General features: G+C 70.4%; 7 protein-coding genes. 2 read left to right on the top strand and 5 right to left on the bottom strand.

All coding sequences use genetic code 11. The features are described 5' to 3' along the window. Positions 1 to 24 precede the first annotated feature (24 nt). The 4 genes from UA74_RS11280 to UA74_RS11260 all read right to left on the bottom strand — a co-directional run bounded on the left by UA74_RS11280 (position 25) and on the right by UA74_RS11260 (position 10990). Complete coding sequence (locus tag UA74_RS11280) at positions 25 to 2667, bottom strand: S8 family serine peptidase (RefSeq protein ID WP_157442203.1); 2643 nt, start codon at positions 2665 to 2667, stop codon at positions 25 to 27. Between the two features lie 500 nt (positions 2668 to 3167). Next, the gene (locus UA74_RS11275) at positions 3168 to 7568 is read right to left on the bottom strand and encodes a S8 family serine peptidase (RefSeq protein ID WP_075740213.1); all 4401 of its coding nucleotides are present in this window, start codon (positions 7566 to 7568) and stop codon (positions 3168 to 3170) included. A 684-nt stretch (positions 7569 to 8252) separates the two neighbouring features. Continuing rightward, positions 8253 to 9818, bottom strand: coding sequence for a GNAT family N-acetyltransferase (locus UA74_RS11270; protein WP_157434117.1), 1566 nt, complete (start codon positions 9816 to 9818; stop codon positions 8253 to 8255). A gap of 635 nt (positions 9819 to 10453) precedes the next feature. Continuing rightward, positions 10454 to 10990, bottom strand: coding sequence for a class IV adenylate cyclase (locus tag UA74_RS11260; RefSeq protein ID WP_075740210.1), 537 nt, complete (start codon positions 10988 to 10990; stop codon positions 10454 to 10456). Positions 10991 to 11059: 69 nt separating this feature from the next. Between UA74_RS11260 and UA74_RS11255 the strand changes: the two genes are divergently transcribed. Next, positions 11060 to 11545, top strand: coding sequence for a hypothetical protein (locus UA74_RS11255; protein WP_075740209.1), 486 nt, complete (start codon positions 11060 to 11062; stop codon positions 11543 to 11545). A gap of 103 nt (positions 11546 to 11648) precedes the next feature. Here UA74_RS11255 and lat read toward each other — a convergent pair whose 3' ends face one another. Then, positions 11649 to 13037 carry an L-lysine 6-transaminase gene (gene lat, locus UA74_RS11250; RefSeq protein WP_232237724.1) on the bottom strand — a complete coding sequence of 463 codons (1389 nt, stop codon included), beginning with the start codon at positions 13035 to 13037 and terminating at the stop codon, positions 11649 to 11651. A 333-nt stretch (positions 13038 to 13370) separates the two neighbouring features. Here lat and UA74_RS11245 point away from each other — a divergent pair, with 333 nt between their 5' ends. Next, positions 13371 to 14993, top strand: a complete 1623-nt coding sequence (locus tag UA74_RS11245; RefSeq protein WP_083683119.1) for a peptide chain release factor 3 — start codon at positions 13371 to 13373, stop codon at positions 14991 to 14993. The last annotated feature ends 93 nt before the right edge of the window (positions 14994 to 15086 follow it).

Raw genomic sequence — 15086 nt, 5'->3', positions numbered from 1 at the left:
CTCAGCCCACTCGGTCCGCCCCGGTCAGGCGGGCCGATCTCGGCCTCGGAACGCCGACGGCGCGGGTGCCGGACCAGAGATCCGGTCGACGCCCGTGTCGGGCTGGTGGAATCGGATCGAGGTCCCGGCCGTGAGGACCGGCGTGTTGAAGGAGTACTGCAACGCATCGCTGCCCCGGAAGTTCTCGATGCCGACCGTGGCCGACCCGCCGAGCGCGGTCGGCTCGTCGGTGGGCAGGTCCGCGTAGCCGAACACCAGGCCGCCACCCTCGTGGAAGGCGACGGAGAAGGTGATCTCGGCCTGCGAATCGACCAGCCGGACATCCCGCCACTCCACGACGAACACCCGGTCGCCCTCGGCGCCGGACACCCCGGTGAAGACGCCGCCCGTTCCCTCGACGACCAGGTCGTCCCAGAACGGGTAGACGGAGCCGTTGGGCAACAGCGGGTTGGGCAGCGTGGTGTTGCCTGCGGCGGTGGAGGCGGAGACGAAGCTGAGGAAGCCGTTGGTCGCGATGAATGCCTGCTCGTAGCGCTGCCCGTAGAACGTGATCGGGAAGGGCAGGGCGACCGTCTCCGAGGCGTCGTCGCCGCTCAACGCCAACCGGGTGTCCCCGGCAGGGAACGCGCCGTCCTGGACGCGGCAGAAGTTGCCGTAGGCATCGGTGACGTCGGCGAGGGTGAAGTCGACGGCCGTGTCGCCGTTCGAGACGACCACGTCCCTGGCCTGCGGCTCGGCACAGCCGGAGCCCTGGGCGGCGAGGCGGTGGGTGCCTGCCGGGACGGCGTCGAACACGAAGTCGCCGCCTGCGTCGGTGGTCGACGAGGGCAGCTCGCCATTGCCGAAGACCACCTCGACACCGGCCAGCCCGGTGCCCCCCGAGTCGGAGATCCGGCCGGACACGGCGTGGGTCGGCAGGGCGGTCAGGGCCAGGTCGACCGTCGCCGTCTGGTCGGCGAGGACGGTGGCCGATGCCCCGTTCTCGGCGTAGCCGAAGACGGTGCCGGTCACCGCGTAGTCGCCGACGGGCAGCATCAGCGTGAAGGTGCCGTCCGCTGCGGCGACCACGGCCCGGTTCTGGGGGCCGGACACCGCGACTCTGGCGGCGGCAACAGGTTCTCCGGTGGTCGAGTCGGTGACGGTGCCGGTCAGGACGCCTGCGTCACCGCGCGGCGCGGCGTCCACGGCGGCCAGGACGTCGAGTCGGCCCTTGCCCCAGACGTTGTTGTCCTCGGGGGTTCCGCCGCAACTGGTGTCGTTGACCGGGATGGCGGTGGTGTCCAGCAGGGCTCGGGTGGCCTCGACGTCGCCGATCAGGCTCGGCGCGGCCGACCACAGCAGGGCCACCGATCCCGCGACGTGCGGGGCGGCCATCGAGGTGCCGCTGGCGGCGCCGTAGAGCGCGCCGGGCAGGGCGGAGCGGACGCTCACGCCGGGAGCGGTGATGTTCGGCCGGATCGTGCCGTCCGCACCGGGCCCCCGGCCGGAGGAGTTGGCGATGGTGTTGTTCACCGAGTGGGCGCCGATGCCGTAGGCCAGCATCGAATCGGCCGGTGAATCGATGGTGTCGCAGCCGGGACCGGAGTTGCCGTTGGAGAACAGGGCGAAGATTCCCGAGGCGTCCCAGGCGGCGATGACCTCGTCGAAGGTGGAGTCGACGGCCGGGCCGTTGGGGACCCCCCACGAGTTGTTGACGATGTGCGGCCGGAGGTCGGCGCGCGGGTTCTGCCCGTCGGTGTCGGTCGGGGCCAGCATCCACTGGGTCGCACCGAGCAACGCGCTCTCCGAACAGCCCGTGCCGCCCTCGCAGCCCTTGGCGGAGATCCACTGCGCGCCGGGTGCCACGCCGATCTGGTTGCCCGCCCGGTCGTCGCCGATCATGGTGCCGGTGACGTGGGTGCCGTGGCCGTGGTTGTCGCAGGGGACGGTCGACGGCGAACCGCAGGTGTTCGAGGGGTCGAACCAGTGGTGATCGTGGTCGAAGCCGCCGTTGCCGAGGTTGCCCCGGTAGGAGCCGACCAGCGCTGGATGGTCGAATTCGACGCCGGTGTCCACACTGCCGACCACGATGCCCTCGCCGGTGAAGCCGTAGTCCGCCCAGACGTCGTCGGCGTTGATCGAGTCGATGCCCCACTCGATTCCGTCGACGGCCGCGTCCGCCGCAGGCTGATCGACCGGCTCCGGGATCGCCAGCACGGTCGGCAGCGAGACCCGGTCGACACCGGGTATCCGGGTGATCGAGTCGGCCAGTGACTCGGAGGCGGACCGGACGAGGATGCGGTTGGAGATCCAGTACGGCGTGAAGTCCGCACCCTCGGCCGTGAGCAGCGTGACCGCCTCGTCCTGGCTCTGCCCGGCGGTCGCGCGCAGGGTGTCGACGACGGCCTGGCCCCGCTCGGCCCAATCGAACACCTCCGAGGCGGCCGACAGGTCTGCCCGCTCCTCCAGGACGATCCAGACGTCGCTGGTGCCCTGCTCGTGGAGGACCTCGAGTACGTCGGCGTCGATCGACGCCCGGTCATCGTCGATGTCGGTCTGCTGCGCGATCGACGGCACCGTGCCAGCCGCGAACAATGCGGCCGCCATGGCGAGCACCAGACCGGATGCACCGCGCAATCCCTTCGTGCCCCGTCTTGACCATCGTGCCGAGGTGCGGGTTTCAGACACCGATCCTCCTTGTCGAGCGAGACGGCAAGGTCGGCGTGTTCGACATGAGGTCGAGGTGAACGGCGACCGCCTTCGACCTAACTTCCTGCCGCCTGCGCCGACAAGAGACCATTCGGCGGAACGCGGAACAGGGCTGGTGATCTGCGGTGATCCCGCCCGATTAGGGAACAGAACGACCCGTCGCTCAGCACAGGAAGAACCGTCGAACTCGAGTCTTTCGGGCAGAAGTCGAACGCCGGAATCGGGAAACGGCGGCGGTACCGGCACGACGGCCGGATAGCGATTCGGCGTGATGCAGCAGGCCCGGAAGACTCGCCGAGACCACACAGTCTCCCTCGCCGAGTGCCGGGAGCGGCGGGACCAGCCTGCCCGGAAGCAGGCGGGCCACCGAACCCAGGTGACCCCGGCGCGCGGCGCGGGCGCCGGACGAATGATCCGTCCGACGCCCGCGCACCTCGCTTGCGACCGCAGGCGGGTTCCATCCCCGCCGACCCGGTCGATCACCAGTCCGGCCGGTGCACCACCTCGATGTTGTTGATCGCGGCGGGCCGGTAGCTGCGCCGGTTGAGGAACTCGAGGTCCAGCGACTCGCCCTCGGCGATCGTCACGGTGAACACCCGCGTGTCGGCCGCCCGGCCGCCCACGGTCTGGGCGATGTCGTAGCCCAGCAGGATCACCCGCTCGTTGAGGGTGACGTCGAACCGGCGCCAGTCCACCTTCGGGGAGCGCTGGAGTTCGGCGAAGCCGAGCGTCACCTCGTAGGTGCCCGCCGGAAGATCGTCGAACCGGTAGGCCTCCAGGTTCGTCCGCTGGTTGCGGTAGAGGGCGTCCTCCCTGGTGTTGGTGATGTCGACGTTCGCGCCGACACTGCCCGTGGTCGAGTCCTCGCCGATCCAGCCCCACGATCCCTCGGTGTAGGTCTGGTCGGGGGCGAAGGCGATCTCGTCGGCCGCGACGTGCTCCTCGGTGCCGCCCACCGCGACGCCCTGCCAGTAACCGGAGACGACGACCTCGACCGGCACCTGGACGACGGGCTGCCTGCCCGCGTTGGTGTCGAAGAGGAGGGTCGCCCGGTAGACGCCCGCCTCCAGACCGGTCGTGTCGATCTCCACCTCGACGTCGATCTCGTCACCGGGCGTCAGGGTGCCGGTGGAGACCTTCTGCCGCAGCCACGGCACGTCGGTCGACATCGGCACGCCGCTGTCGATCAGATAGGCGGTGTTGGAGACCTGCGAGGTCGCCCACAGCGCGCCAGCGGAGTCCAACTCGAGGCCCGCGCCCGCGAACTGCTCGTTCTCCGGGAAGCCGACCGTCGAGACGGCCGCGCAGGTGGCGGGGTCGACCTGGTAGATCGTGTTGGTCGGGCTGTTGGTGGTGATCCACAGCGTCCCGGCCTCCGGGTGATACGCCAGACCCGCCACGCCCGTCTCCGGCGCGGTGCACCGGCCGAGCATCGTTCCCGGCTCGGCGTGCGAGGAACCCGCGACGTGGTAGATCACGCCCTCGTTCCAGCCGCCGATGTAGAACGAGTCGTCGTCGGCCCGGTAGGCGAGGCCCCGCTGCGAGATCGCGCTCCACGGCGAGCCGGTGATGTTGTAGCCGACGTCGCCGTCCGACTCGTCCCAGCAGTGGATTCCGTTGTCGCCGCCGACGTTGACCTGGCAGAACAGATCGTTACGGGTGTCGTAGGCCAGGTCGGCGTTCCAGGAGGTCGCCCAGTCGGCGTCGTGGGATCGACCGGTGGGACCGCCGTCCGTGCCGAACTCGGTGTTGGTGAGCCCGACGGCGTCGGAGATCCACAGGCTGTCGTCGACGCCGACGCCCCATGCGGTGTCGACCTGTCCGACCGACCAGGAGGACAGCACGTCGCCCGCCGCGAGCGGGGCGGCCTCGGCGAGGTCCTCGATCTCCTCCTCGGTGTAGTTGTCCCGTGTGTCGAAGGCGGTGTCCTCCGCCGCCGACCGCACCTCGGACAGCAGTTCGGCCTGTGCGGGCGCCTGCGTCACGCGGTCGCCGCCGCGTTCAGAGATCTCCCAGCTCAGGTCGTGGTCGCCGGTGTTGCTCAGGGTCACCGAGGTGCTGCGGGTGGCGTCCTGGGGGACGACCCACGACACGTCACCCGGACTGGCCTCACCGCGCGCGGTGGTCAGCTCGGCGTCGACGGTCACCGTCTCCCGGTTGTCGCCGAGGTACGCGGTGGTGACGTACTCCGAGTAGTTCTCCTTGCCGACGGTCACCGTGTAGTAGCCGAGGAGCTGCTGGGCGCGGAAGGTGCCGTCGTCCGCGGTCGTCACCGTGTTCAGCACCGAGTCCCGTTGGGAGATCGCCACCGAGACGCCGCCGACGGGCAGCCCGTCGTTGGCGTCGACGACCGTGCCGGTCACGTAGCCGAAGTCGGGCTCGCCGAAGCGGATCGACGTCGCCGAGGACAGGACGGGCGAGTTGTAGGAGTATTCCAGGGCGTCGGTTCCGGCGGCGTTCTCGATGCCGACCGTGGCGGAGGAGCCCAGCGCGGCCGGGAGGTCGGCGGGCAGGCTCTCGTAGGCGAAGACGATGCCGCCGTCCTCGTGGAACTGCGCGGCGAAGGTCAGTCTGGTCTGCGAGCTGAGCAGCCGGACGTTGCGCCATTCGACGACGAAGACCCGCTCGCCGTCCGCGCCAGAGACTCCGGTGTAGACACCTGCCGACGCGTCGACCGTCAGGTCGTCCCAGAACGGGTAGACGGCGCCGTTGGGCGCCCCTGCGGTGGGCAGACGGCCGTTGCTGTAGGCGGTCGAGGGCGCCGTGAAGCTGAGGAACCCGTTGGTGGCGACGAAGGCCTCGCTGTACTGCTGCCCGTAGAAGCCGACCGGGAACGGCAGGGCCACGGTGGCCGAAGCGTCGTCGCCGCTGAGCGCCACCCGCGTGTCGCCCGCCACGAAGGCGTCGCCCTCGTTGCGGCAGTAGTTGCCGTGGGTGTCGGTCACGTCGGGCAGGGTGAAGTTGGCGACCGTGTTACCGCCCGCGACGACCAGCTCTCTGGTCAGCGCGCCGACGCAGCCCGAACCTGCTGCGGCCAGCTCGTAGGTGCCCTCCGGGACGGACTGGAACACGAAGCCGCCGCCCGCGTCCGTGGTCGTCGAGGGCAGCACGCCGCCGCCGAAGCCGACCTCGACTCCTGCGAGGCCCGCACCGCCGGAGTCCGACACCTGGCCGAACACGGTCCTGGCCGGGACGGCGGTCAGGGCGAGGTCGAGTGTGGCGGTCTCGTCGGCTCCGACGGCGGCGGTGCCGCTCGCCTCGCCGTAGCCGAACGCCGAGCCGGTGACGGTGTAGTCGCCGACCGACAGCGTCAGGGCGAACGTCCCGTCCGAGCCTGCGATGACGGTCCGGTCCTGCGGACCGGCGACGGTCACCCTGGCTCCTGCGACGGGCTCGCCGGTGCCCGCATCGGTGACGGTGCCCGCGAGAGCGCCGGTCTCACCGCGCGGTGCGGCGTCGACGGCGGCCAGGATGTCGAGCCTGCCCTCGCCCCAGACGTTGTTGTCGGCAGCGGTGCCGCCGCAGGTCGTGTCATTGACGTCGATGGCCGTGACATCGAGCAGGTCCCTGGTGGCCTCGATGTCGCCGACCAGGCTCGGTGCGGCCGACCACAGCAGCGCCACCGCGCCCGAGACGTGCGGGGCCGCCATCGAGGTGCCGTTGAGCAGCGCGTAGCTGTTGCCGGGAACCGAGGAGCGGATGGCGACGCCAGGGGCGGAGATGCTCGGGCGGATGTCGCCCTCGGCTCCGGGGCCCCGGCTGGAGAACGAGGCGATGGTGTTGTTCACCGCGTAGGCGCCGACCCCGTAGGACAACGCCGAGTCGGCCGGGGAGCCCGTCGTGTTGCAGCCGGGACCGGAGTTGCCGTTGGAGAACAGGCCGAAGATGCCCGAGGCGGTCCAGGCGCCGACGATCTCGTCGTACCACGGGTCGATGATCGAGCCGTTGGCCGAGCCCCAGGAGTTGTTCACCACATGGGGGCGCAGGTCGGCACGCGGATTCTGGCCGCCCACGTCGGTGGGGGCCAGCATCCACTGACCGGAGGCCAGCAGGGAGGTGTCCGAACAGCCGCTGCTCTCGCAGCCCTTCGCGGCGATCCACTGGGCGCCGGGGGCGACGCCGATCTGGTTGCCCGCACCGTCGTCGCCGGTCATCGTGCCGGTGACATGGCTCCCGTGGCGGTTGTTGTCGCAGGGGACCACCGACGGCGAGCCGCAGGCGTTGGAGGGATCGAACCAGTTGTAATCGTGGTCGAAGCCGCCGTTGCCGAGATTGCCCCGGTAGGAGCCGACGAGCGCCGGGTGGTCGAACTGCGCGCCGGTGTCGACGCTGCCCACCACGATGCCCGCACCGGTGACGCCGTAATCGGCCCACACGTCATCGGCGTTGATCGAACTGACGCCCCACTCGACGGCGTCGACGGACGAACCGTCCTCATCGGCCTCCGTCGGCTCCGGGACCGCCAGCACGGTGGGCAGCGAGATCCGCTCGACGCCCGGCACCGTGGTGATCGAGTTCGCCAACGGCTCGGAGGCGTCGCGGACCAGGATGCGGTTGGAGATCCAGTACGGCGTGAAGTCCGCCTCCGCATCGCTCAACAACGCGACGGCGTCGGCCTGCGTCTGCTCGGCGTGCCCGCGCAGCGTGTCGACCACGGCCTGACCGCGTTCCGCCCAGTCGGCGACACCTGCCGCCGCCGACAGGTCGGCCTGTTCCTCCAGGACGATCCAGACGTCGGCGGCGCCCTTCTCCGCCAATGTCTCCACCACGTCGGCATCGATCGAAGCCGGTTCCGCGCTGTGCTCGTCCGCCGACTGTGCGACCGACGGGGCAGCGGTGGCCGCGATCAACGCGGCCACCACCGTGAATACCAGACCCATTGCTCCACGCGACCCGATCGGGGTTGTGGAACGTCCTCTCGGGCGCGCCGAGACGAGTGTTCTAGACACCAAGCCTCCTTTTAGGCCAGACACCGGGGCCACCGTCCAGGCCACATAAAGTTGCCGTGAACGGAAACCGTCTTCGACCTAACCTCGCTGGTCTCACGTCCCACAAGAGACCATTCGGCGGAATACCCGAGCATTCCCGAATGCGCGGTCACCACCAGCGCAGCAGCGCAGACTGTTCAATTCAGTTGAAACGCTTAACCGGCTCGAAACAGTTGACCGACTTACCAGAGAAGGGCCGAGAAGCCGAGCAATCCAAGACTTTCGGGCACCGGAAATCCACCCGAATGCAGGAATCAGTCCCCGAATCGGGCGGCCGATCGACCGATTTCCCGACCACCGGGAAACGAAATGAAGGAACAGGCGGTGAATAACCGACCAGCGGCGACATCGACAGCCACGGGAAAGGCCGATCCGGCGATGTCGGACGACGTGACGGCCGAGGTGTCTGCTCGATCACGTCCGGCGGATTCGTGGGCGGGTTCGCCGGCGGGTTCGCCGGCGGAGGAGGCGACAGACCGGACCCGGCGCGGAGCCGAACCGGTGTCGCCGGGCCAGGCTGGTGTCGCCGAGCACCGCCCGGCGGCAGGCAGTATGCGGGACGCCGAGGCCTCGGTCTCAGGTGCGGGGCTGGTCCTGAAGATCGGCGGTCAGGTGCAGGATGCCGTCCCGACAGCTGCGGGCGGGCTCGGGGACCACCCGGTTCATGATCCTGATCATGCAGAGGTTGTCCGCCTGGACGTAGGCGTGGACCGACCGGGCTCCCCGTGCCTCGGCCGTGCGCATCAGCTCGCGGGCCAGCATCGTGCCCAGCCCACGGCGCTGCCAGTCGTCGCGTACCAACAACCCCAGTTCGCCCTCGCCGTCGCGCCAGACGAGACAGGCCATGGCGATCACGCCGTCGTCGGCGTCCCTGGCCAGCAGGGTGTGGGCGTGACCCGGCGTGAGCAGCCGCCGAAGTCCGTCCCGACCAGGACCGGCTGCGGTGCGGTAGCGGCGGAACCGGGAGTCCGGGGAACATCGACGGTGGAGGTCCCGCACCGCCGCGAGGTCGAGTCGATCCGCCTGCTCGACGGAGATCTCCCGCCCCGCCGCAAGCATCGTGACGCCGTCCCGACGTCGGCCTGCCCGAATCTGGACGGCCAGGTCGCGCAGGGCCCGCGCCCTGGCGAACTCGGCCGGGGTGAACGCCAGATCCGGCCGAGACAGCCGCAGCGTGCCGATCCGGGCCTCGGCAAGGGTGAGCCGGGTGCCCGCCAGCACGTCGGACTCACCGATCGCGACCTCGTCCAGTCGGATCTCTGCCGTGTCGAGGAGATCGGCCAGAACCGCGACCAGTTCGTCGGGATCGGCCGCGATCCGGGCGGCCAGTCCCAACGCCCGCGCGGGCGGATCGGTGAGTTCATGGCGGTCGGCGGGCACGACATGGGGCTGGGTCCCGCCCGCGCGCAGCAGGGCCTCGGCGAGATCGGCTGCCGTCACCGAGGTCGGCGCATCGACGAGCAGCTCGTCGACGATCCCGGCATCGGTCGGGTGCACCTCCAGCGATCGGATGTCCACCGACAGGCCTGCGAGGACGCCGGTGAGGAAGGCCAGCCTGCCCGGCCGGTCCTCGACGGACACGCGCAGCCGCCAGAGGACGGCTTCCCGTGCGGCTCCCGGCTGCGTCGGCACGAACAGGGGACGAGGGCTCGGCGCTGCGGACGCGGCCGTCGCTGCCGCGTCGGCGCCGCGCTCGGTCTCGGCCACGAGGCCGTCGGCTGCGGGCCGGGTGTCGGATTCGGCCGGGTGCGGCTGCGCCGGGCCGGACTCTCTTGGGCCGGACTCGGCTGGGCCTGCCTCACCCGTGATCGTCCCGCCTCCGCCTGCGAGCCTGCGCCTGCGGGCGCGGAAGATCCAGGCGAGGGCCCGATCCCGCCGACGTCCGGTACGCAGCACCGCCGGGCGGCGACCGGAACCGCGTCGGGAATGCCAGGCTCGCACCAGGACCGAGGCGGCGACCAGCACCGCGCCGGTCACCATCAGCAGGGCCGGGCCGTCCTCCTGCTCGGCCAGCCCGCCCGCGAAGACGTGGGCGACGGCGGCCGCGAAGAACACGCCCGCCAGCTCCAGCGCCTCCCTGGCCCATCCCGGCACCCGTGGCGGCACGGCCTGCGGCGACCCTGGCGCCTGGGGCGGGTGCATCGGTGAGACTGTGTGCCGGGTCGAGTGATCGCGCCTCTGCGCCGTCCTGTCACTGGTCACGTTCCCAGGATTGCCACAGCGTGTTGCGGCCGATCGACCTGGCGTGACGATTCCATGAAGTGCCCGGCGGCGGTCTCGGCCCAGGCACGAGACACCTCGAGCTGCAACCACGAACGGGTGACGGGCAGGGTCGGATCAGCGTCCGACGGCCGTCGACGACGATCGCGTATCGTCACCGTTCATGGAGATTCGCTCGCGCTTCGGAATCGACATCCGGGCACTGGGCCGATTAGCAGTGAACGAGAATCCGGTTACCGGCGAGTAGAACCCCAGGTCAGCAAGTGTCCTCCCCGCACGCGCGGGGTTGTTCCGTCCGGTGGCATCAGCGACGAGAAGATCAGGCTGTCCTCCCCGCACGCGCGGGGTTGTTCCGTCCGACCTGACGTCCGCAGGCGTACAGGGCTGGTCCTCCCCGCACGCGCGGGGTTGTTCCCGATGCACCGCGTCCGGGGCCGTGGTCGACGAGGTCCTCCCCGCACGCGCAGGGTTGTTCCGGGGCCGAAGAGAAGGCCTACTTCATCCGGGATTCGTCCCGCACCCTCGGGACTGTTCGCTAGCCGCACGCCTGACACCCTTCACTCGGGAAAGCGCAGCTCCCGAATGCGGGTCAGGTCGATGCCGTAGCGCGCGTAGACCTTGGTGGTGTTCTCGCCGGTGAGCTGGTGTTCGACGAAGCCCAGCCGGGCGGCCGTCGCCACCACCCGGTCGCGCGTGGCGGCCTCGATCTCGACGTAGGGCGGGATGAGCGGCCAGGTGTCGATCTCGATCTCCGCGCCGTCGCAGCGGTAGGACTCGCGCCGGTTCTCCTGATAGGACTTCGGTTCGTAGCCCAGCCGGGACAGAAAGGTCAGCGTCTCGGCGAAGTCGCCGACGGCGGTCTCCCACTCGTGCGTGCCGCCGATGCCGTCATGTTCGATCTTCTTCACCGACAGCGTGGCGACCGTGCCGTTGTCGCGCAGCCGCATCCAGGTGGCGGCGTCGCCTTCCACGATGTCGAACACGTAGCGGCGCTGGGCGGTCTCGCCGATGAACTCGGCGTCGGCCCGTCGCAGCGCCTGTCGGACCGCGTCGACGGACACGTCCAGAATCTTCGCCTCGTACTCCGTGGCCACCGGCCCGCTCCGCTGCTTCCTCGACCGACTGCGCCGACCCCGCCCGCACCGCCCGTGAAGGGACTCCCGATGACCGACCATGACGACGCGAACCGGATCTGGTTGCTGACGCGCCGCCACCGCGAGACCAACATCTCGATCATCGCCGCTACCCTCGATCGCGCCCAAGCCGAGGGGTGGCTGGCCGCGCTGGGCGAGCCGTATGAGCTGGAGACCACCAGGCTGCTCGGCGAGGAGGTCCATCCGTTCGCCTGGTGGCAGGTCCGTGCCATCGTCGACGGCACCGACGTCACGATGGGCGAGCCGCAGCGGATGAGAGGGGCGGCCGGTCTGCTCATGCCCGGCGAGGCCGAGCCTGCGCCGCAGGTGTTCATCGACGAGGCGGCCGGGGCGCTGGAGCAGCAGGTGCACGGCCGAGCGGTGACGGTTCTCCAGGCGATGGCGCTGGATCCGGACACCGCGCGGCAGCTCGCCGAGGAGGAGATCCGCCGCCGCACGGAGCGGGCCGCAGACGACGGCGAGGGACAGCACCCGCAGGCGCCGCCCCCGCTCTGATCATCGACTCGCCCGGCCGGTCAGGGCCGGGCGGGCGGGCCGACTCCCTCTCCCGGCCCCGCCCGACAACGGTCACGCCCACCGGCCACGGCGAATCGACGACTCAGCCCGTCGCGCCGAGCACCGTGTCCAGCGCGGTCACCGCCACGCCGAGTTCGTCCCGGCTGATCGTCAGCGCGGGGCGGAAGCGGATCGACCGCTCGCCGCTGGGCAGCGCCAGCACCCCCTCCTGCTCCAGTAGTCTGCCCAGCACCGCGTTGCGAGTCGCGGTGTCGGGCAGGTCGAGCGCGACCATCAGGCCTCGGCCTCGGATGTTGTCGATGCGGCCGGGGTGGCGGCCCGCCAGCGCGGTCAGCTGCTCGATCAGCCAGACACCGTCCCCGGCGACCTTGTCGAACAGGCCGTCCCGCTCGATGATCTCCAGGTACCGGCGAGAACGGACCATGTCGACCAGCCCGCCGCCCCAGGTGGAGTTGATGCGGCCGCCGACGGCGAAGACGTTGTCAGCCACCTCGTCCACCCGACGGCCTGCCATCACGCCGCCGACCTGCGTCTTCTTCGAGAAGGCCACGATGTCCGGTCGGAGGCCGAGCTGCTGGTAGGCCCAGGCGGTCCCGGTGACGCCGACGCCGGTCTGCACCTCGTCGACGATGAACAACGCGTCGTTGGCGTGGCAGAGCCGCTCCATGGCCTGGAGGAACTCGGGGCGCAGGTGGTTGTCCCCGCCCTCGCCCTGGATGGGCTCGACGATGAAGGCGGCGATGTCATGGGGGTGGGCGGCGAAGGCGGCCTCGGCGGCGGCCAGCGACCGCTGCTCGGCGGCGATGACCTCGTCGAGGTGGTCGGCGACCGGGAAGCGCAGTGCCGGGGACTCGATCCGAGGCCAGTCGAAGGCCGGGTAGCGGGCCGTCTTGCCAGGGTCGGTGTTGGTCAGCGACATCGTGTAGCCGCTGCGGCCGTGGAAGGCGCGGGTGAGGTGCAGGATGCGGGTGCCGAGCTCCGGGGACCGGCCGTGCTGCTCGTTGTGCCTGCTCTTCCAGTCGAAGGCGCACTTGAGGGCGTTCTCCACCGCGAGCGCCCCGCCCTCGACGAAGAACAGGTGCGGCAGCTCCGGGTCGCCCAGCACCCTGGCGAAGGTCTCGACGAAGGCGGCGTAGTGGGTCGTGTAGATGTCGGAGTTCGCGGGCTTGTTCGCCGCGACCTCGGCGAGCACCGCCATGAACTCCGGGTCGTCCACGATCCCCGTGGGGTTGAAGCCCAGCGGCGCGGAGGCGAAGAAGGAGTAGAGGTCCAGGTACCGGTCGCCGTTGCGCGCGTCGACGAGCCATGAGCCCGCGCTGGCCTTGGTGTCCAGGACGAAGGGGAAGCCGTCCACGAGCAGGTGCCTGCCCAGCAGCCGATGAACGTCCTTCGGTGCGATCGTCGCGTCGAGTGCCGTCGTGCTGCCCTGAGTCATGCCGACTCCCTCCAGGATTTTTTCCTCTAGATCCATCAATTGACCGTAAAACCTACGTTAACCGTGACTTCGACCAGAAGCAATGCGTCGAGCAAACCTCGTCACTCCCGTGACACCGTCCCCGTGCGCACCAGGGCGCCTGCGCCGTGGGCACCGACCCTCGGCCGAAGCAGTCGTGCCGTGTCCGGCGGTCGGCCCCTACGCCGTCCCGGTACGACTCGCGGCCCGCGCAGGCGGACGACCTGCACGGCAGGGCGCTGACCTGCGGCGGGTCGGGCCGGAAGGTGACGGGCCGGTAGAGTGACTCGGCGCGCGGCGCGCATCCGACGGCGGCCGCACGCACCGACGGCACAAGACAGGGAGCGGACAGTGGCGGGCAACGATCCGGCCCTCGGGCGACAGACGAAGAACGACGAGTCGCTGGTGAGACGAGAGGCCGCCCGCCGGAGAACCTTCGCGGTGATCAGCCACCCCGACGCCGGAAAGTCCACCCTCACCGAGGCGCTCGCGCTGCACGCGCAGGTCATCTCGGAGGCGGGCGCGGTGCACGGCAAGGCGGGCCGCAAGGGCGTCGTCTCGGACTGGCTGGAGATGGAGAAGGCCCGAGGCATCTCGATCACCTCGGCCGCACTCCAGTTCGCCTACGGCGACTCGGTGATCAACCTCCTGGACACGCCGGGCCACTCCGACTTCTCCGAGGACACCTACCGGGTGCTCGCCGCGGTCGACTGCGCCGTGATGCTGCTCGACGCGGCCAAGGGCCTGGAGCCACAGACCCTCAAGCTCTTCGACGTCTGCCGCCACCGGAACATCCCGGTGATCACCTTCGTCAACAAGTGGGACCGTCCCGGCCGGGGCGCGCTGGAGCTGTGTGACGAGATCTCCGAGCGCATCTCCCTGCGCCCGATGCCGTTGACCTGGCCGGTCGGCGAGGCGGGCCGCTTCCACGGCGTCCTGGACCGCACCGAGGGCGGCTTCATCGGCTTCACGCGCAACGCGGCGGGTGCCGGTCGGGCGGGCGTCCAGCGGATGTCGGCCGCCGAGGCGGCCGAGGCCGTCGGGGAGGACTGGGCCCAGGCGGGCGAGGAGTCCGAGCTGCTGTCCATCTCGGGGGCCGACCTGGACTACGAGGAGTTCCTCCAGGCGCGGGCCACCCCGGTGCTCTTCGGCTCCGCCGTGCTCAACTTCGGCGTCAAGCACCTGCTGGACCTGCTGGTCGAGTTGGCGCCCCGCCCCACCCCTCGCCCGGACGTCGACGGCGGCGCGCGGCCGCTGGAGGCGCCGTTCTCGGCGTTCGTCTTCAAGGTGCAGACCGGCATGGACCGGGCGCACCGCGATCAGGTGGCCTTCGCCCGAGTCTGCTCCGGCCGCTTCGACCGAGGCATGGTCGTCACCCACGCCGCCAGCGGACGGCCCTTCGCCACCAAGTACGCGCAGCAGGTGTTCGGGCAACAGCGCAGCACGCTGGACGTCGCCTATCCCGGCGACGTGATCGGCCTGGTCAACGCGTCGAACCTGCGAGTAGGCGACACGCTGTACTCCGGGCGGCCGAAGGTCACCTTCCCCGGACTGCCCAGCTTCGCGCCCCGCCACTTCGCCACCGCCTCGGCCAAGGACCCCAGCCGGGCCAAGCAATTCCGGCGCGGCGTCGAGCAGCTGGAGCAGGAGGGCGTCGTGCAGGTCCTGCGTTCGGATCGGCGCGGCGAGGCGACCCCGGTGCTCGCGGCGGTGGGTCCCATGCAGTTCGAGGTCGCGACCGACCGGCTGCAGAACGAGTTCGGCGTGACGATCCTGCTGAATCACCTGCCTTACACGGTGGTCCGCAGGCTGGGCGACCCTGCCGAGCGCAAGCTGGTCGACGGCACCAGCAGCGAGGTTCTGACCAGGGGCGACGGTGCGGAACTTGCTCTGTTCACCGATGACATCACGCTGCGGCTGCTGCTCCGCCGCCATCCCGACGTGAAGCTGGAGAGCCTCGCGGGCGGTGTCTGATCGCCCGCCCCGCGCGGCCCGCCTGCGATCCAGTTTCGACTGCGGCCGCGCGGGTGACGACGGCCGTGGTCGACTCCTCGGCGTGGGACGGCG

This window comes from Actinoalloteichus fjordicus, from assembly GCF_001941625.1.
GTDB lineage: Bacteria > Actinomycetota > Actinomycetes > Mycobacteriales > Pseudonocardiaceae > Actinoalloteichus_A > Actinoalloteichus_A fjordicus.
This window is presented reverse-complemented; position numbering and strand designations above follow the sequence as displayed.

Excerpts from the sequence above, each read along its gene's own strand:
- lat (WP_232237724.1), bottom strand. The coding sequence starts at position 13,037 with ATGGATCTAGAGGAAAAAATCCTGGAGGGAGTCGGCATGACTCAGGGC.
- UA74_RS11270 (WP_157434117.1), bottom strand. The coding sequence starts at position 9,818 with ATGCACCCGCCCCAGGCGCCAGGGTCGCCGCAGGCCGTGCCGCCACGG.
- UA74_RS11275 (WP_075740213.1), bottom strand. The coding sequence starts at position 7,568 with ATGGGTCTGGTATTCACGGTGGTGGCCGCGTTGATCGCGGCCACCGCT.
- UA74_RS11255 (WP_075740209.1), top strand. The coding sequence starts at position 11,060 with ATGACCGACCATGACGACGCGAACCGGATCTGGTTGCTGACGCGCCGC.